This window comes from Caproicibacterium amylolyticum, assembly GCF_014467055.1.
Taxonomy (GTDB): domain Bacteria; phylum Bacillota; class Clostridia; order Oscillospirales; family Acutalibacteraceae; genus Caproicibacterium; species Caproicibacterium amylolyticum.
The window spans coordinates 385,598-403,290 of sequence record NZ_CP060696.1 but is presented as its reverse complement, the minus strand read 5'-3'; the positions used below and the strand labels follow the sequence as shown (position 1 = coordinate 403,290).

Here is a 17,693-nt window from a genome sequence, read left to right as displayed (position 1 = left end):
ATTCATACGCTTTTTGCGGTTACAAATCAAATGCATACTCATCCGATGTATCGGTTAGTTCCGCCCACCGTGCGGACAGCAGCTTTGCGTAATCCATGTACAAAAATTCATAGCATCCCAAGGCTACTCATCGTTGATTTCCATTGAAAGAGTTCTGCCATCACTTGTCAAACCGAAGTCATCTGCATAACCATTCGGTGCCGAAGTGTACTCCTGAATGGCATTTTCGATTACAGCTGGATCAAAATGCAGCCGCCAGTCCCCACGATACGGACGGACATCCTGAATTTTTCCGTAACGTGCAAAGTACTGCCACTCAGCCGTAAACGGTACAACTTCCGAACAGTACACTTCTGCATTTTCACCGCATCTGCCGCAACATATCAGTTCTTTCGGTGAATAAATAACTCTGCCCGTAAATTTTTTGTCTTCGATCGGTTTTACAAAAACCGGCCACAGTTCCGGACTACTGTTTACATAATCAATTCTTGTTTTCCAAATTTTTCGCCCCAGGTATTTCTTTAATTCAGCGGGATAGTCCCGTTCCGGCGTCATAATGCCAACGTCAAAAAGATGCTCTTGAACGGCATTTGCATACCCAACCACGACATTCTCTGGACTCGCTGTGTTCAGTTTCTCTCTGCTGCAAAAAGAAATACATTCAAAACCCATTTAACGAAACCCATGAACGGCATTGAAAAAGTAGTAATTACAAGGTGCGTGTTGTTGGCCTGTCTGTATATAAACCTTCATGTCTGCTCCTCCTAATAAATTTATTTTCGCTTTCAAAATCCGAACTACACTTTGTCAATTTAGTTTTGAACTATTCTTATCATAGCAAAAGTACAGTACCATAAAACGTACTTAGAGAGAAAGAGGCTGGAACCTCCAACAAGGTTCCAGCCTCTTTCTCTACATGAAAACCGGTAAATATATCGAAACCTACTATAACACGAAGCGCATTCATTCTGCTTTGGGCTGGCTTAGCCCAGTTCAGTTTGAAGTGCAAAATTTTTAAATGCTTAACTTTGTGTCTATTTTTTCTTGACCTTTCCAGTTGTTTGCTTATAAATATTGTCTAACTTTTGGGGTCAATTCAAATGACCCGCCGGCGGCTTTATTGTTTTTCTTATGAGGTTTGCGTCTTCTTGGCTTCTTACTGTGTAACCATTCAATATTGCCAATCGTTTGCATACACCCAAAAAGGCCTTTACACTATGGTTCCTTTTGTTCCAGACAATTCAACCTTTTATGGCAATTATCAAAATTGCAGGTATCCTCTTATTAAAAGTGGACACCCTTTTGTCTATCATTTTCGTAATTGCTATTATTTCTTGCTTGGATCTATATTAAATAAGTGGACACCTGAAGTAACTATCAATTATAATTAAGTAGACACCCAAAAGGAGGCACTTACTCATGTCCACTGGTAAAACCGGAACCCGATATGACGAAGATTTCAAACGAACTCTCGTCAACCTTTATCAATCTGGCGGCAAATCACAAGCAGCACTCTGTAAAGAGTATGGCGTTTCTATCACCGCACTTGGCCGTTGGATTAAACAATACTCAATCGTCGAAACGGATGATGGCGAAATACTAACTGCTAAGCAGGTCAAAGACCTCCAAAAGCGTAATGCTCAGCTTGAGGAGGAACTCCTTATACTAAAAAAAGCGATTGCCATCTTCACGCCACACTCAAACAACGATTAGAAGCTATTCATAAGCTCCGTTTCCAACACAATATCAAGCTCCTTTGTAAGGTTCTTGGCGTTAATCGAAGTACTTACTATAAGCATTACAACACCGAACCGGCTGATCGTACAAAAGACAATCAAACGATTGCAAAGCTTATTCTTAAAATCTATGCAGATTATAACAAACGTCTTGGAGCTTACAAGATTACCTATGTTCTCCAGCGTGATTATGGCATTAACATCAGTGTCGGACGAGTGTACCGACTGATGAGGACTCTAAAACTTCCACGGATGTCCACCGAAAAACCTTATAAAAATTATAAGCATCGGGACAACGGCGAGTGTACCAACCACCTTCACCAGGAGTTCAATCAGCAAACTCCAAACATTGTCTGGGCAAGTGATTTCACATACATCAAAGTTGCCGGCAAATGGTATTATCTTTGTATTGTAATGGATTTATTTTCTCGCAAAGTCATCTCCTGGAACATATCAGGCAAGCCAGATGTCGACCTCGTCATGACTGCGTTCAAAAAAGCTTATGATAGAAGAAACTGCCCTTCTGGACTTATGTTTCATTCTGATCGAGGATCTCAGTATACTGCTTTTTCATTTCGACAGCTTCTAGATTCTCTTAATGTTGTGCAATCATTTTCCAAAAAGGGCTATCCTTTTGATAATGCTTGCTGTGAAAGTTTCTTCAAATATCTAAAAAAAGAAGAAACCAACAGGAAAGCTTATCACTCCCTACAGGAATTACAGTTGTCCATATTCCAATATATTGAAGGATACTATAACTCAAGAAGGCCTCATGGCTCTCTTCGAATGCTAACACCTAACGAGAAAGAAGAACTGTTCTGGAATCAGGCTTAATTCCTGTTTCCAGTATGTTTTCCCTAATTATTGTGTCTACTTACTTGACTATAGTTCATGGTGAAAATAAACATATAGTAATAAAATTAGTTGTAAGTAAATTACAATTCTTGTTTTGGCTTTATTAATTAGCAAAAACGTTGAATACACAGTAGAACTGATTAGTAATTGAAGCTTATATTCCCGCAAATGGATAAGACATATTTCCAAAAACAATTCATTTTATCTTAAAATATAAAGCTTGTCCTTTGACGTCAGAGGGCAAGCTTTATGTAATCGACTTAGGCCTTGTTTGTAAAATAAAAGTTGCATAAAAAATGGGATTGCTATAAACTGGAACACATGAGACGATATGAATTAACCAATGAAGGATGGAACAGAATAAAGGACTTACTGCCACCAGAACGCACTGGAAAAAAAGGCAGACCCAGAAAAAGCAACCGCATAATGCTCAACGGAATGTTATGGATGGCTAGAAGTGGATGCCAGTGGAGAGAATTGCCTGAGCATTATGGTAAATGGCAAGGAGTATATACCCGATTCCGCAAATGGCGGAAAAAAGGGGATAAACCAAAGGCAGTAGGACGTTCACGCGGAGGTTTAAACACGAAAATCCATACAATCGTTGATGGTTTGGGCAATCCAATCTATTTTCACCTATCGGCCGGAAACATCAATGATTCCACAGTAGCGGTAGATGTTTTGTCACATGTTGATATCTCAAAAAGCAATGTGCTGGGTGACAAAGCATATGGAACCAATGAGATACTGGATTATATTCAGCGTCAGGACAGTGAATACACAATTCCACCCAAAGCCAACACTGTAAATCCATGGCGTTGTGATTGGTCCCTTTATAAAGAACGTCACTTGGTTGAGTGTTTCTTCCAAAAATTAAAATGGTTCAGAAGAGTTGCAACTCGGTATGATAAGTTGGATTCTTCCTTCTTAGCTTTTGTCTATGAAGAATTCAAAATGCGCGCAGTTCGTATGAGTTACTGCAGTGAGCGCACTGTAACCCAAATTGCTGAAAGCCTGGGAATCAGCAGTAACATGCTGTATCGGTGGCGGAAAAGATACACGCCGGACGGCGATAAAGCAGAGATGGTACAGCAGCAGGATGAAATGCGTCAGCTGCGATTGCGAAATGCGGAACTGGAAGAGGAAAACTACAAAAAAGCAGCGGCCTTCTTCGCACAGCACCAACAGTAAATACCATAAGCTGCTATTGGTTCATGGAAAAGTAGGATCGATATTCCAAAGTGAAGCGGGCCAAACAATTAGGCGTTTCTACATCAGGCTATTATGCCTGGCTTCAAACGCGCAGCAAACGGCAGAAACGATACGAAATATGTAAAGATAGGGTGATTTCTGCTTTCAAGGAAGGAAAGGGCACCTATAGCGCGGAACGTATCTGCGGTGTAATCCGACGTGATGGGCATACCATTTCTTACCCTGTGGTAAAAAGGATAATGGCTCAGGAAGGCCTGAAATCCTGCCATTTAAAACGCAGACAGCTTTCTCTAACAGACAGTCGGGCTGCAAGTATCAAAAGCTAACAAAAGGGCTTAAATCAACAGACCTTTTCAGGTTTTAGCTAGTGATATCAGCTATATTCGCACCGGTGAAGGGTTTGGGTTATCTGTGTCAAATTAGAGATGTCTATACCAATGTCGTTTTAGCAAGCTGTCAGGAAAAACGAATGAAAAAAGAATTGGTTCTGCATACCTTGTATGCTTCACAAGAACATTGGAATTTGCCGACTGGCCTGATCTTTCACAGCAACCGCGGCAGTCAATATACGTCACAGGCCGTTAAAGATCAAATTTCATCTTATGGCTGGAAGCAAAGCTACTCACGCCTTGGAACTCTGGGAGACAATGCATGGAGTGAAAGTTTTTTCTCCATTCTAAAAAAGAAATCGTTCATTGGCACTTTTACCCCACAAGAGAAGCTTCCCGTCAAGCCATTTTTAATATATCGAGGCCTTTCACAACCGCAGCCGTGTTCAAAAGCGGTTAGGCTATCTTTCACCGAATCTTCAGCTTAGTGCTTAATATTTTGTCCTCTTTTCTGTTGACGACTCCTTTTTCTGTGCACATCCTTTGCAAATACCACGATTAATAGAATCACCGATGCCTCCAAATGAAATCATGTCATCAGTAGGTTTCCAACAGCCACACAAATTGCAAACGCACCATCGCCGTCCGTCATCATCTTTTACCATTGTCTCAGGTATAACAGCAAATTTGCGAGATAAAATTCGACTGATTTCTTGCTGCCTTTCCGGTGTCAATTTAGGAAGTAATTTTACCGATTCTGCCCATGGATCTTGTCGGTCACTTTCTGTTTGCTGCCATAAAGGATTATATTTTTTCATTCTGCGTGTTTGTCTTTCTAGTTGTTCCTGCTTTCGCTCCTTTTCAGACTGTTCTTGTCTCGCATAATATGCCGACTGATCTTTCAATTTTTCTTGCATCCAAGTATCAATTTTAGGGTGGTTAATCCATCGTTTGTTATCTGTAGAATCGCGAAGCTGCTCTTTTAAATTTGCAGATTTAATATGATACAAATCAACTGCGTTATCTATTTGAATGTTCACCGTAGGCAGTTCTTGAAAAGTTTTTCCTTTTGGAATTTTGCAGAGTGTCGGCGGTGGAATCAAAGTAACCGCAAGCTGATGCAGGCTCTTCGCGTCAGAGAGAAGCATTGCATCAGGGAGTCCTTTCCCATTTCTATGAATTTCATAATTTTGTACCGTATATCCTTCGGATTTTATCAGGCAATCATTATTTCCATTAAAAGGTGCAGGGCCTATTTGGGCATTGTCGTAAATGTCCGCCATGACAGGCTCTCGCTTTAAATCAATCATGTAGAATCTGCCATAACAAGCTGGAAACGTAAATTGTGGTTTTTCATTCAGTGCATCGGCAAGCAGTCCATAAAGTGCTGTCATACTTGCTTTTACGAAATCACATGGCTCACCATCGTGTCGAAAATGCGGCTGATTTACCGTGCCCAAAGCGGCGAGAAAATGACCTCCGCAGGCTGGGCAAGTGCAGTTGCATTTCCTTCCCCGTTCCTCTGCTGTAATATCAGCAATCGTAATAATTTTGTTGTTGCGCACAGCAAATGGATTTTTCAATTCCATAATTACACAGTCTTCTTTCAGGAAAACAATGAGCCACGCAGAAACTGATTATTAAGCTGTCACATAATCAGAAGTGCTGCCAAACTCCTTGTCAATCAAATCTTTAAGCTTGCCTCTTTTGCAGGATATGGCAAATACGAACTCTTTTGTCCGAAAACAGTCGGTTCATATCTTCATTGCGAAACAGATGCTTTACAACCTCTGTAATATATAACCCAAACTTTCTGTAAAGAATTCGCAACTTCTCTTAAACAGTTTTTTCGTGGCAAAGCGTTAATCTGGTCGGTGAAAAGCAAGATATCGTCTACCCTGGAATGAAAGATGCCCTTTCCTTTAAATTAAAGCAATTATTTCACGCCAAGAATTTTCAACTGGTCGTTGATTTTAGCTTCCAGTTCTTCAATATCTTTATTGTCCTGCATTAACTGCTCGCTCACTTTTTCAAGGTCAACTGGTTCTTCCTCCTCAAAAATATCTACATAGCGAGGAATGTTCAAGTTATAATCATTCTGCTTGATTTCTTCCAAAGAAGCCAAATGTGCATACTTTTCAACATCTTTGCGTTCTGAAAATGTATTTACAATCTTCGCAACATTCTCCTCTGTTAAAGTATTCTGATTCTTGCTTTTTTCAAATTCTTTGCTCGCATCAATAAAAAGCACGTCGCTGTTTGGCCTGTTCCGTTTTAACACTATAATGATTGTTGGAATACCTGTGCCGTAAAACAAGTTTGCAGGCAAACCTATAATCGTATCAATCTGGTGCTTTTCGATTAACGCCTGACGGATTTTACCCTCTGTGCCGCCTCTGAATAGCACGCCGTGCGGCAAAACGATTGCCATAGTTCCAGCATCATTCAAATGATACAAGCCATGCAACAAAAATGCATAGTCTGCCTTTGATGCCGGCGCCAGTTTGCCGTATTTTTTAAAACGAGCATCTTTCAATTTGGAATCGTTATTATCCCACTTTGCAGAATACGGTGGATTTGCAACAACAGCATCAAAGTTACGCGGACGGTCTATTCCCTTATCATCCAAACCATCCGGCCAGTCCGCCTCCAGCGTATCCGCATTACTGAGCTGCATATTATTAAAAGTAACATCATGCATCATCAGGTTCATTCGTGCCAAGTTGAATGTAGTTGTGTTCAGCTCCTGCCCGTAATACTTCATTGGGTATTTGTCTGCATTTTCCTGCCCGACTGTCAGCAGCAAAGAGCCGGAACCCATTGTCGGGTCATAAACTTTAAAGAAATCGTCAGAGGGTGCTGTACTGCTGGTAACAATTTTCGCTAAAATTCTGCTTACCTGATGCGGTGTATAAAATTCTCCGCCCTTTTTGCCGGCATTAGCGGCAAACTGGCCAATCAAATATTCATAAATTTCGCCTAAAACATCTTTGCCGTCTTTGCCTTTGTAATCAATTCCATCAATCAATTTGACTACGCTGTTCAGCGACTTTGCACGCTCATTTGTTGAACTGCCAAGGCGCGAATCACCCAGATTCAAATCATTGAACACGCCGTAAAAATCTTTTGCAGCTTCTGGGTTTTGCTGCGCATTTTTGTTGAAGTCATCAAATAGTTTCTGATAATCGCTTGGAATCACCTGTGAATGATTAACTTTATCAATCAATGTTGCCCAAGTGTCATCCGGCTCGATGGCATAACCAAGCGACGCGGTAATATCCTCAAGGTAATCCTGCCAACCATCGGCAGCCACCTGCTTCTGGTAAGCGTCGTTGACTGTCTGACCTTCAGCAATATCAATCACATTGTTTTCAGCCAGATATTTTTCCTGATGTTCCGACAAATATCTGTAAAACATAAAACCAAGTATGTAGTTTTTATATTCTGAAGCGTCCATTGTGCCGCGCAGTTCATTGGCCATTGCCCAAAGTCTGCCCGCATTTTCCTGTACTGCATTACTCATTTTTATTTGTCCTTTCTTTTATACAAACATTTGCTGCAACAGCCCTTTTTTCAGTTCTTTTAGGTGGTCTAACTTACGCTGATGAAGGGTGATAAGGCGGTCGATGCGAACGATATAATTGCCAATTTCAATTTGTTCATCCTTTGATGGCAAGAGCAATTCCACTTCCATAAGTGTTTCTGCGTTCAGTTTTGCACGACTTCCACCCACCAGAATGGATTCAATATCAGCTTGACTTATCGCATAAGCAAGGAAGCGATTGTCAGTGGTTTCTTGCTTTCCTTGCAAGACATGAGCGTGATTATTAACCCAAATGCGCCCTTTAACGCATTTCACAGGATAGTTCTTCAAGTCATTAGCTCCGTCCTCTGCTACAAGAACGAACTCACCATCGTGCGTAAATCCCTCAACATAATCTTGTATTCCGTTTGCTCCATAATATGGTGTGGAGCCTGCCGTTCTCAGATTTGACGCAACCGGAATACGGAGATTATCATATCTGTCTGCTATTTCTCTAACCTTACGCTGTTCCCATGCGTCAGTAAATCCGGGAAAACGTATTTCCGGAACGCTTGCACCATTTTTCGGAAACATTTTCTGCAGCAGCCCTTTTTTCAGTTCTTTCAGGTGGTCTAACTTACGCTGATGAAGGGTGATAAGGTTGTCAATACCTCGCAGGAAGTGTCCAATTCTTTGCTGTTCCTCTTTTGACGGGGCGAACAAGTCGTACTCACCGTACTCTTGTGCGTTTACACCCGGCTGTCCAGATCGCTGCGAGGTAATACGAATATACTTCTCATAGCTCGGCGAAAGGGTGCTTTGAAAAACAAATTCTGCATCATTGTCCTGATTGACTTTTGCCCGAATAAGGAAACCTGCAAAGTACACAATGCCGTCGTTTTCCCTGTAAATGTAGGTTTTTCCGACACTTGCACCAGTTCGTGCAAAGACAATATCTCCGCTTGAGAGTAGATATTTCGACATACCATCAAGGCAAATATCAGGGGACGAAAGATCAGAAAGCAAGAACTCTCTGCTGGCATCATCAATATCCGTGATTCTGATGTATTTGTTTTTTCCGTCAAACTCCTTAGCGGCTGCGTTAAGTCCATACTCAAAAGTACCGCACATTTCAGATAACTTACGCTGTTCCCACTCGTCAGTAAAACCAGGAAACCGTATCTTTGGAACATTCCTTTTTTTTTCGTCCATTTGTGTTCAATCCAATCTTACTGTATTTCATACTCCACTTGTCCGTCTGCAAGGTCATAAATGGCTTTGCGCAGGCTGTTGCGGTACTTGATGCGTGACATTGCTTGGATTTTTCCATCGTGCGCAAGCTCTTTGTACTGCTGGCACGCTTTACTGACGATATCCGTAATTTCGTTCATGTCATCCAAATCCTGTTTGCCATAATGGTGCTGAGAAAACAATTCTCTCATCTGCACACTGGTTATAATATCGGCAATGCCCCACTTTACCCGAAAATCCAAAAACAGCCGGTCAATGCTGATATTGTTCGCATTGCGAATAACATCTTCACTGTTTTTCAGACGAATCGGGTAAACGAAGCCGGAATCCTTTGGCGGGTACTGCTTTTTGAGAATTGCGGCAGACGCGTTGTTAATCTGCTTTGCATATGCACGATTTTCCAGCGTCAGTGCGAACCGGTCAATATCCTTTTTGGTGTCTTTCGCCTCTTCCATTTCATTATCATGCACTTGATTCAACAATTTTTCAAGTAATTCTGTCAGATAATCGTAATTAACTTGTATATCTTTGACGTGCGTCATTTTCAGTTCGATCTGGTAAACAGGAATGTTCTTTTTCTTTGCAATGCGCTGTTTTAATTCATTTGCTAAAACAACTGTAAGCGTTTGCTCCTCTTCGCTTGTCATGCCTAATTTTGCAGTAAGTTCGTCGGGATTGGTATAATCAAAACCAACCGGCTGCCCGAACACTGTGTCTGGACCATATTGCTTTAACTTTGCCATACCTCGGTTGTATTCCTGCAGCAGCGCAAACATTTCCTCTTCTTTCTTTTCTGACTGTGGAATTTGCTGAAATGCACTGGTAAGTTCTCTTAATTGTTTGACTACTTCTTTCTGCTTGTTAAATACTGTTTCAAACGGTTCAGCAATCACACCGCTTTTTTGGTTTGCTTTGCGTTGTTCCTCTTCGGACAACTTAGCAGAATCCTTATTCGAATAGATTGCAAGTGCGTTGTTCATCAGTTTTTCATTCTGAGCCGGCCACCGATAATTCACAATATGACCCCACGGTTTGTCCTGCATATCCGCAATTCTATTTGTTCTGGAATATGCCTGTATCAGACCGGCACCTTTCAGTGTTCTGTCTACATAAAGTGTATTTAATTCCGGCGCATCAAATCCTGTAAGCAGCTGGTCCACTACAATCACCAAGTCAAGAAAATTTCCGTCACTCGTTGTCCTGTTCAGACGGCTTGTAACATCCTGCGTATAGCCGGAAACATCATCCATGCCGAATTTCGTACCAAATTCTTTGTTGTATGCATCCATTGCCTCAAACAGGTCTTTGTTTGTTTCCAGCATGCTGTCACTATTTGACGTATTCATGCTAAATGTAACCGCGACTTTCAGTATCAGTCCGCCGCTTTTCCGGTGTTCTTCATTTACCCGCTGAAATTCTCTGAAGTACATCATCGCCATAGGTGTACTTGCTTTTCCTCCGCCGACGTGTGTTGTAAGCAAAGCATTATATTTGCCGTCATTGGAACGGTTTCTCCACTTTTTAAAAATGTCTTCAACGACCAATTTTATATGTTCTTTGTTCTCATCATAAAAACTCGGTTCAACAGCATCATCCATATCTTCCGGCATCAGATTGTCAATTTTGTTTTGAATCTGTTCATCGCTCCAGCCACTGTGATGTTCTCGGTAAAAAACCGGAAGATACTCTTTTTTTATCTGCTCTTTGTTGATGGTCGTTTCAAAATCGACTTTAAAACCAAGCACATTTCTGTCGGCTATCGCCTCACGGATTGTATAAGCATGCAGCAGCGGTCCAAAAATGTCTTCCGTTCTGAGTCCCGTTGTTGTTTCGTCAAACATCGGCGTACCAGTATAACCAACCCATGCGGAATGTTCAAACGCTTTTTGTATTGCTTGAAAACTGTCACCGCCGGTGGAACGGTGCGCTTCATCCACAATAAACACAATGTTTTTCTTTGGTGATTTAAAAGATTTCCGTTTGATGAGTTTTTCAAGTTTCTGCACAGATGTCACAATAATGTTATTATCATTGCTCTTTAATTTTCGGCTCAAGTCTGTTGTATTATTTGTGTCACGAATTACGCCAACATTTTCCTCACTGGCATCCGGGTCATATGCTTTGTAATTTTCGCTCGTCTGTTTTGTCAGCGCAATACGGTCCACAACAAAGACGACTTTGTCAATGCCGGGCATACGACTGGCCGTCCATGCTGTTTTAAAACTTGTGATTGTTTTTCCGGAACCGGTTGTATGCCAAATATAACCGACTTTATTTGTTCCCATGCTAAAGTCAATTTTTTTCAATTCCGTAATAACTTTCTGCGTTGCATACACCTGATACGGCCGCATTACTTTTAAGGACTGCCTATTTTTCGTTCCATCCAAAATCATAAAGTTCGTCGCCATCTGATGTGCCATTGGAATATTCAGCATGGAATGTGCAAACTCTTTCCAATTCCGCACAATTCCATTATCACTCTTTCTCTGCCAGTGAAACGCAAAGTCTTTGTTAAAAGTTTCAGCAGTCGTGTTCGCCATATAACGCACATCGTTTGGAGTAACTGCCACTAAAATCTGCAGTGTTGAAAAGATATCGCTGTACTGATTCTCATCTATATACTGCTTCATCTGATTCAACGCTTCATTTACGTCGTGGGTGTCTTTCTTTTCTTCAATCTGTATCATTGGCAAACCATTTACAAGCAAAGTTGTGTCAAATCTTCTGGCCTGTTTCCCAATAATTTTAGCTGGACGCGCTATTTGATTTACCACCTGATAAATCGTGTCACCGGCCCCTATCTGCTGTTGGTCAAACACTGTTAAAAACACATGTCGGCCATCATCCAAGTCAATTTCTATTTGGGAGACTCCATTCAAGCCATAGAGGAACTGTCCCGCCTGATACGGTGTTTTTAGGTCAGATATAATTCGTTTTACCTGATTGAATTCCACAACACTGAGTGGGTATTCCAGCGTGTCTTGATTGTGTTTTTCAAGAATTTTCTTAAAGTTATCCCAGAGCTGTTCCGTTGTTTTGATTCCTTTTTCATATTTCCATGACATAACACCTTTACTAAGAAAAGTGCCTACTGATTCTTCTGTATCACCTCTGACGTTACTTGACTCGCTGCTTAAATAATCTGTAAGTTCAGATTCAAACTGTACTTCTGTCATCATTTGCACGTTCCTTCCAATTTAGACAACACTAAAATTGTTTCCAGTTCAGCTGCTTGGTTTTTCACTGCCTGCAGGTGTATTTGGTCAAAATAAATCTGCCCAATTAACTTTTGCTTCTTTTTTGAAGGTATTTTCCCTATTTCCAGTGCTCTCAACTGCATCAGAGTATATTTTAAAACCTGTGAACCCTGCAAACCGATGAATAGCTGCTTTTTTATCCCATGGTTTTCATTTAACAAGTAAGCTAAAAATTTTACCTCTAAATCCTTGTTGGGCACAATCTTAATATAGTTCTGCGTAAACAAGTAACCTGCATGTTCACTGTGGACAATTGATGCTTTTCCAGTAATCAAGCTGAATATAAGGTCACCCGGCTGCAGCGTACTCACATAATCAAATGTACACACCTGTTTGTTCCGGGGTATATCGGAAATGATGCCTGCCGCATCATTCATAAAGTCGGTTTGACTATAAAAAGTGTAAACTGGAGCTCCTTTGTCTGATGTTTCTGTTATACGGAATTGTGGTGAACCTGTCATAAAGTCAGCCATATCATCAAGTTTTTTCATGTTTCGTGCCTTTCTGAAATTACACTTATAATTATTTATCTAATGCTATTATAACACATTTATCCTGAAATGCAATTTTTATTTTGTAATTTTAAAAAATTACAAAAGATAGAGTACAATAAAGTTTGCAATTTCGTAAAAGTATAGAAAAGCCATTGGGACTCCGGTAAAATGAATGGTGTCTAGACATTCAAAGAAGGAGTTGGTCCCAATGGCTCAAAGAAAGAATAACACAGATCTGACGGAATTGCTACTAAAATGTATGGCGGAGCCTGACCCGATGCTGAGTATGCTGGAATGGCTCTGCGCCCAGCTGATGGAGGCAGAGGTGTCCGGGATTGCTGGAGCAGAGAAGAATGTGCACAGTCCGTCTCGCAGCGACTATCGCTGCGGATACCGGCCACGGCGGTTGGATACTCGCGTAGGGACAATGTATCTTATGGTGCCAAAGCTTCGCGGTCGCGGTTACATCCCGTTCTTTGTGACGGAACGCAAACGCAGCGAAGCAGCACTGATACAGGTCATACAGGAAGCGTTCGTGCAGGGAGTTTCCACTCGTAAAATGGAAAAGCTGGCTCATAGTCTGGGGATAGAGAACCTCTCCCGCAGTCAGGTCAGTGAGATGACAAAAGGGCTCAATGAGCAGGTACAAGAATTCCGCAGCCGTTCTTTAACGGATACTCGCTATCCGGTTATTTGGACGGATGCCCTGTACGAAAAAGTTCGTATGGACGGGCGTGTCGTCAGTATGGCGGTAATGGTTGTCTGCGGCGTGAACGAGCAAGGACACCGGGATATTCTCGCCGTGGAGCCGATGCTAGATGAATCCAGAGAGAGCTATTGCCAGTTGTTTCAAAATCTCCTGAATCGCGGCCTGAAAACGCCGATGCTAGTGGTTTCCGATGCGAACAAAGGGCTGATCGCCGCCATCCGCGAAAGTTTTCCCGGTGCATCTTGGCAGCGCTGCAAAGTGCATTTCATGAGAAATATCTTGGCTCATGTCCCGCAGAAAGAAAAGGAATCCTTTGCGGCCCAATTGAAAGAAATCTGGCGGGCTCCTTCCGCCGAACTGGCACGGCAGCGCGCAAAACAGTTGTCAGAGCAATATGAAAAGCGGTTTCCCAGAGCGATTGCTGTTTTGGAAGATGAGCTGGAAGATTCACTGGCTTTCTACGCATTTCCTGAGCTTGATGCCCGCAAAATCTCATCGACCAATATGCTGGAACGGCTAAACAGGGAAATCCGGCGAAGAACCAACGTTGTCGGAATATTCCCTAATACAAATTCCTACCTGCGCCTCGTAACAACATATCTTATGGAATACGCTGAAGACTGGTCTGTCTCCAGAGCATATTTCAATTCCAAATCAATTCAGACACTTCTGCTAAAAGCGGCCTGATTCATTTTTCGGAGTCCTGAAATTGCAAACTTCTCTTGACATCATCCTTAATCATCCCGAATGTTCTGTCTAAAAATATTCTTCTGGGTCATTGTAAAGTTGCTTTTCTACGCAAATTAACTGCCTGCAAATTTCTTTTGACTTTTCATCTGTTAGACAGCCTCAAATTTGTGTAACAAATTGCTCTGCCTGAATTATTTGTAATACTGATTAGGATTATATGATCCAATCCTTGGATATATTGTTTGATTTCCTAACAATCCTTTTTATCATCTTCAGCAAGCAGGATGGACATTCGCTTTTTCATAAGCAGTCATTAAAATGTACTTCTTTCTTAAATTATAACATATAGTCATAACGCTTGTAACATGTGACCAACAAAATCCAACAAAAACTAACAATAATTTCCTACAATAACCAATACAATTTCTCGCTGCTTAGTATTACTATCGTTAATAAAGAGAAGAAGTTAGGAGTGTCTGATTTGGAAACAGAAATACTTGCACAAACACACCCAGGGGCACAAGTTGAAACGCCCAAAAAGTTACTCGCAAAAACAGGAAACAAGGACTGGCTTCTGCTCGTGCTGGTTCAGGCCTTTGCGTTTGTACTGCAATTTGTTTTAGGTTTACTGATTGGCTTATGTTATGCGCTGCAGCACAAAAAGCCAGATATGCTTTCTTTGCAAAATACGTTATCTAACCCTGCGATAACCATGCTGCCAACTTTTGCCGCGGAATTAATCACGTTTATGATTGCAAGAAAGCTGCTTAAACAAAAGATTGGTGACCATTTCCGCAAGCCAGTAGTTTCTTCAAAATTTTTATCGGCAGGCTGCATTGTTGCTTTAGGTGCAAGCTGCCTTGGCAGTCTTTTAGTATCTGTGCTTCAAATGCTGCTTTCCCCCACCGGTTTTCATTTCAATATGCCTGTTTTGCTGACAACAAGTGATTCCAACCTTATCATTTTAGGAATTCTCAATGTATGTGTATTTGCTCCAATTTTAGAAGAACTCCTATTTCGCGGGTTCCTTTTAAAGAGTTTACTGCCTTACGGTTCCGCATTTGCAATCATTTCATCGGCTGTCCTTTTCGGAGTGATGCACGGAAATTTGATGCAGGCAATTCCAACAACACTGCTGGGATTGGTTTTAGCATACATACGGGTTCGGGCAAACTCCATTATTCCTACAATATTCATTCACAGTGCGAATAATATTCTCTTTGTCGTTTTTACGCTGTTACCACAGAGTGACACAACCGAGATTATTTCGGCTGTACTTTTCATTGTTTTAATTGCAGCCGCAACTGTACTTTTTATAATCAACCGCAAAAAAATTTGGCTTGCGAAGGGTCACAGCGAAGCAGAAGAAATGCCTGCAAAGAAAAAAGCTGCGGCATTTTATTTTCAATCCGTTTGCTTTTATGTTTTAGCAGCGCTGTTCATCTTTAATACAATCAGTTTATCCATCGCGAAAGGCTGAAAAGTATTTCGCATAGTAAAAGGAATTGGATACATCACCAAACCCATTCATTTTGATTCAAAAGCCAACTTACAGCTTGTGAAGGGCCCTCATAAGTGCAAATTTGCTTTTTGAATAAATATTACATAAAATAAAGGAGACTTAAAAATGGAAGCAACAATGACAATGCCTATGACTGGGTTTACAGAACTTGAAAATACTGAAATGCTGCAAATCGACGGAGGCACAAATATGCAGCAGTGGGGCATGGGGGTAGTATTGATGATTGCTAGCGGAGCTGCTGGTGTGTTGTGTCCAGCTTTTGCTGGAGAGGCCGTAAGTGGAGTTATGGCCGGATATGGTATGTGTGCAACCGCATAATGGACTAACAGATATTTGGGGATATCATTGTTTCCTTATTTAGGATATGATGATATCCTTTTCTGATATTTCGCATTCAAAGGAGTGCTAATTATAAATAATTGGAATAAATTTACAAAGATTTTCATCATTTTTGACTGTGTTTTCTATGAATGCATGGGCATTTACTGTATATCTCAGGGAAACATCGGGTACATACCTCTTTTTATGATAGGTATGCTGTTCGTTACTGCCAAAATATATAGAGGTTATCTATTAGAAAAGAATCAAACATCAAAATACATTTGCATCGGAATCGCTTTGTTGTTACTGAATTTGTTTTGTTTATATCTATGCACACATGACGTATCCGAAACAGTGGGATTAATCTTAACAATAGCAATGATTTTAATCCTACCGATTCTCATTTTTGTTGTTAAATATGTAATTCATAATAAGAATTAGACTAATAACAGTTTGATTGCTAAAATGAACTATAGTCAAGTAAGTAGACACAATAATTAGGGAAAACATACTGGAAACAGGAATTAAGCCTGATTCCAGAACAGTTCTTCTTTCTCGTTAGGTGTTAGCATTCGAAGAGAGCCATGAGGCCTTCTTGAGTTATAGTATCCTTCAATATATTGGAATATGGACAACTGTAATTCCTGTAGGGAGTGATAAGCTTTCCTGTTGGTTTCTTCTTTTTTTAGATATTTGAAGAAACTTTCACAGCAAGCATTATCAAAAGGATAGCCCTTTTTGGAAAATGATTGCACAACATTAAGAGAATCTAGAAGCTGTCGAAATGAAAAAGCAGTATACTGAGATCCTCGATCAGAATGAAACATAAGTCCAGAAGGGCAGTTTCTTCTATCATAAGCTTTTTTGAACGCAGTCATGACGAGGTCGACATCTGGCTTGCCTGATATGTTCCAGGAGATGACTTTGCGAGAAAATAAATCCATTACAATACAAAGATAATACCATTTGCCGGCAACTTTGATGTATGTGAAATCACTTGCCCAGACAATGTTTGGAGTTTGCTGATTGAACTCCTGGTGAAGGTGGTTGGTACACTCGCCGTTGTCCCGATGCTTATAATTTTTATAAGGTTTTTCGGTGGACATCCGTGGAAGTTTTAGAGTCCTCATCAGTCGGTACACTCGTCCGACACTGATGTTAATGCCATAATCACGCTGGAGAACATAGGTAATCTTGTAAGCTCCAAGACGTTTGTTATAATCTGCGTAGATTTTAAGAATAAGCTTTGCAATCGTTTGATTGTCTTTTGTACGATCAGCCGGTTCGGTGTTGTAATGCTTATAGTAAGTACTTCGATTAACGCCAAGAACCTTACAAAGGAGCTTGATATTGTGTTGGAAACGGAGCTTATGAATAGCTTCTAATCGTTGTTTGAGTGTGGCGTGAAGATGGCAATCGCTTTTTTTAGTATAAGGAGTTCCTCCTCAAGCTGAGCATTACGCTTTTGGAGGTCTTTGACCTGCTTAGCAGTTAGTATTTCGCCATCATCCGTTTCGACGATTGAGTATTGTTTAATCCAACGGCCAAGTGCGGTGATAGAAACGCCATACTCTTTACAGAGTGCTGCTTGTGATTTGCCGCCAGATTGATAAAGGTTGACGAGAGTTCGTTTGAAATCTTCGTCATATCGGGTTCCGGTTTTACCAGTGGACATGAGTAAGTGCCTCCTTTTGGGTGTCTACTTAATTATAATTGATAGTTACTTCAGGTGTCCACTTATTTAATATAGATCCAAAAGTAGTATGTTGTGACTTTTATTATTGTTGCTGTTTG

Annotated in this window: 15 protein-coding genes and 1 pseudogene; 9 read left to right on the top strand and 7 right to left on the bottom strand. The window is 40.9% G+C overall.

The features are described 5' to 3' along the window. Positions 1 to 123: 123 nt before the first annotated feature. The gene (locus H6X83_RS01870) at positions 124 to 672 is read right to left on the bottom strand and encodes an ATP-grasp domain-containing protein (RefSeq protein WP_212507487.1); all 549 of its coding nucleotides are present in this window, start codon (positions 670 to 672) and stop codon (positions 124 to 126) included. Positions 673 to 916: 244 nt separating this feature from the next. Between H6X83_RS01870 and H6X83_RS14755 the strand changes: the two genes are divergently transcribed. The 6 genes and pseudogenes from H6X83_RS14755 (at position 917) to H6X83_RS01845 (ending at position 4,620) form a co-directional block, all read left to right on the top strand. After that, positions 917 to 1,018, top strand: a complete 102-nt coding sequence (locus tag H6X83_RS14755) for an IS3 family transposase (protein WP_212507486.1) — start codon at positions 917 to 919, stop codon at positions 1,016 to 1,018. Positions 1,019 to 1,419: 401 nt separating this feature from the next. After that, positions 1,420 to 2,570 (top strand): IS3 family transposase gene (locus H6X83_RS01860; protein ID WP_246419068.1). Its coding sequence is split into 2 segments (ribosomal slippage): positions 1,420 to 1,678 and positions 1,678 to 2,570, totalling 1,152 coding nucleotides; the frame shifts between segments, so codons are not numbered across the junction. Between the two features lie 342 nt (positions 2,571 to 2,912). Then, positions 2,913 to 3,533, top strand: a pseudogene (locus H6X83_RS01855) (IS5 family transposase); the annotation flags it as partial. Between the two features lie 12 nt (positions 3,534 to 3,545). Next, the gene (locus H6X83_RS14520; RefSeq protein ID WP_281391066.1) at positions 3,546 to 3,782 is read left to right on the top strand and encodes a transposase; all 237 of its coding nucleotides are present in this window, start codon (positions 3,546 to 3,548) and stop codon (positions 3,780 to 3,782) included. Between the two features lie 50 nt (positions 3,783 to 3,832). Then, a complete protein-coding gene (locus tag H6X83_RS14750) occupies positions 3,833 to 4,129 on the top strand; it encodes an IS3 family transposase (protein ID WP_212507484.1) in 297 nt (98 codons plus the stop codon). Positions 4,130 to 4,170: 41 nt separating this feature from the next. Further along, complete coding sequence (locus H6X83_RS01845) at positions 4,171 to 4,620, top strand: DDE-type integrase/transposase/recombinase (protein ID WP_343063129.1); 450 nt, start codon at positions 4,171 to 4,173, stop codon at positions 4,618 to 4,620. Positions 4,621 to 4,623: 3 nt separating this feature from the next. On the opposite strand, the gene H6X83_RS01840 is transcribed toward H6X83_RS01845, so the two are convergent. The 5 genes from H6X83_RS01840 to H6X83_RS01815 all read right to left on the bottom strand — a co-directional run bounded on the left by H6X83_RS01840 (position 4,624) and on the right by H6X83_RS01815 (position 12,654). Then, positions 4,624 to 5,721, bottom strand: coding sequence for a competence protein CoiA family protein (locus tag H6X83_RS01840; RefSeq protein WP_212507482.1), 1,098 nt, complete (start codon positions 5,719 to 5,721; stop codon positions 4,624 to 4,626). A gap of 347 nt (positions 5,722 to 6,068) precedes the next feature. Next, entirely contained in the window at positions 6,069 to 7,655 is a 1,587-nt protein-coding gene (locus H6X83_RS01835) for a type I restriction-modification system subunit M (RefSeq protein ID WP_212507481.1), read from the bottom strand. Positions 7,656 to 7,673: 18 nt separating this feature from the next. Then, positions 7,674 to 8,867 carry a restriction endonuclease subunit S gene (locus tag H6X83_RS14515; protein ID WP_246419424.1) on the bottom strand — a complete coding sequence of 398 codons (1,194 nt, stop codon included), beginning with the start codon at positions 8,865 to 8,867 and terminating at the stop codon, positions 7,674 to 7,676. A gap of 17 nt (positions 8,868 to 8,884) precedes the next feature. Beyond that, positions 8,885 to 12,085: a type I restriction endonuclease subunit R gene (locus H6X83_RS01820; RefSeq protein WP_425489198.1), complete on the bottom strand. Its 3,201-nt coding sequence runs from the start codon at positions 12,083 to 12,085 to the stop codon at positions 8,885 to 8,887. Then, entirely contained in the window at positions 12,082 to 12,654 is a 573-nt protein-coding gene (locus H6X83_RS01815) for a restriction endonuclease subunit S (protein WP_212507480.1), read from the bottom strand. Before H6X83_RS01815 ends, H6X83_RS01820 begins: the two co-directional genes overlap by 4 nt. 211 nt (positions 12,655 to 12,865) lie before the next feature. Between H6X83_RS01815 and H6X83_RS01810 the strand changes: the two genes are divergently transcribed. From H6X83_RS01810 to H6X83_RS01800, 3 genes are all read left to right on the top strand, one after another. Continuing rightward, the gene (locus H6X83_RS01810) at positions 12,866 to 14,053 is read left to right on the top strand and encodes an IS256 family transposase (protein ID WP_212507479.1); all 1,188 of its coding nucleotides are present in this window, start codon (positions 12,866 to 12,868) and stop codon (positions 14,051 to 14,053) included. Between the two features lie 370 nt (positions 14,054 to 14,423). Next, complete coding sequence (locus H6X83_RS01805) at positions 14,424 to 15,536, top strand: CPBP family intramembrane glutamic endopeptidase (protein ID WP_212507478.1); 1,113 nt, start codon at positions 14,424 to 14,426, stop codon at positions 15,534 to 15,536. Positions 15,537 to 15,683: 147 nt separating this feature from the next. Continuing rightward, positions 15,684 to 15,896: a hypothetical protein gene (locus H6X83_RS01800; protein ID WP_212507477.1), complete on the top strand. Its 213-nt coding sequence runs from the start codon at positions 15,684 to 15,686 to the stop codon at positions 15,894 to 15,896. Between the two features lie 527 nt (positions 15,897 to 16,423). On the opposite strand, the gene H6X83_RS01795 is transcribed toward H6X83_RS01800, so the two are convergent. Beyond that, positions 16,424 to 17,574, bottom strand: a protein-coding gene (locus tag H6X83_RS01795) for an IS3 family transposase (protein ID WP_246419068.1) whose coding sequence is annotated in 2 segments (ribosomal slippage) — positions 16,424 to 17,316 and positions 17,316 to 17,574 — 1,152 coding nt in all. Because the reading frame shifts where the segments join, the coding sequence is not laid out codon by codon here. Positions 17,575 to 17,693 lie beyond the last annotated feature (119 nt).

Bases quoted from the DNA above. Each gene is read 5' to 3' on its own strand.
- H6X83_RS01870 (WP_212507487.1), bottom strand. From the start codon at position 672: ATGGGTTTTGAATGTATTTCTTTTTGCAGCAGAGAGAAACTGAACACA.
- H6X83_RS14755 (WP_212507486.1), top strand. From the start codon at position 917: ATGAAAACCGGTAAATATATCGAAACCTACTATAACACGAAGCGCATT.
- H6X83_RS14520 (WP_281391066.1), top strand. From the start codon at position 3,546: ATGCGCGCAGTTCGTATGAGTTACTGCAGTGAGCGCACTGTAACCCAA.
- H6X83_RS01840 (WP_212507482.1), bottom strand. From the start codon at position 5,721: ATGGAATTGAAAAATCCATTTGCTGTGCGCAACAACAAAATTATTACG.
- H6X83_RS01835 (WP_212507481.1), bottom strand. From the start codon at position 7,655: ATGAGTAATGCAGTACAGGAAAATGCGGGCAGACTTTGGGCAATGGCC.
- H6X83_RS14515 (WP_246419424.1), bottom strand. From the start codon at position 8,867: ATGGACGAAAAAAAAAGGAATGTTCCAAAGATACGGTTTCCTGGTTTT.
- H6X83_RS01820 (WP_425489198.1), bottom strand. From the start codon at position 12,085: ATGATGACAGAAGTACAGTTTGAATCTGAACTTACAGATTATTTAAGC.
- H6X83_RS01815 (WP_212507480.1), bottom strand. From the start codon at position 12,654: ATGAAAAAACTTGATGATATGGCTGACTTTATGACAGGTTCACCACAA.
- H6X83_RS01810 (WP_212507479.1), top strand. From the start codon at position 12,866: ATGGCTCAAAGAAAGAATAACACAGATCTGACGGAATTGCTACTAAAA.
- H6X83_RS01800 (WP_212507477.1), top strand. From the start codon at position 15,684: ATGGAAGCAACAATGACAATGCCTATGACTGGGTTTACAGAACTTGAA.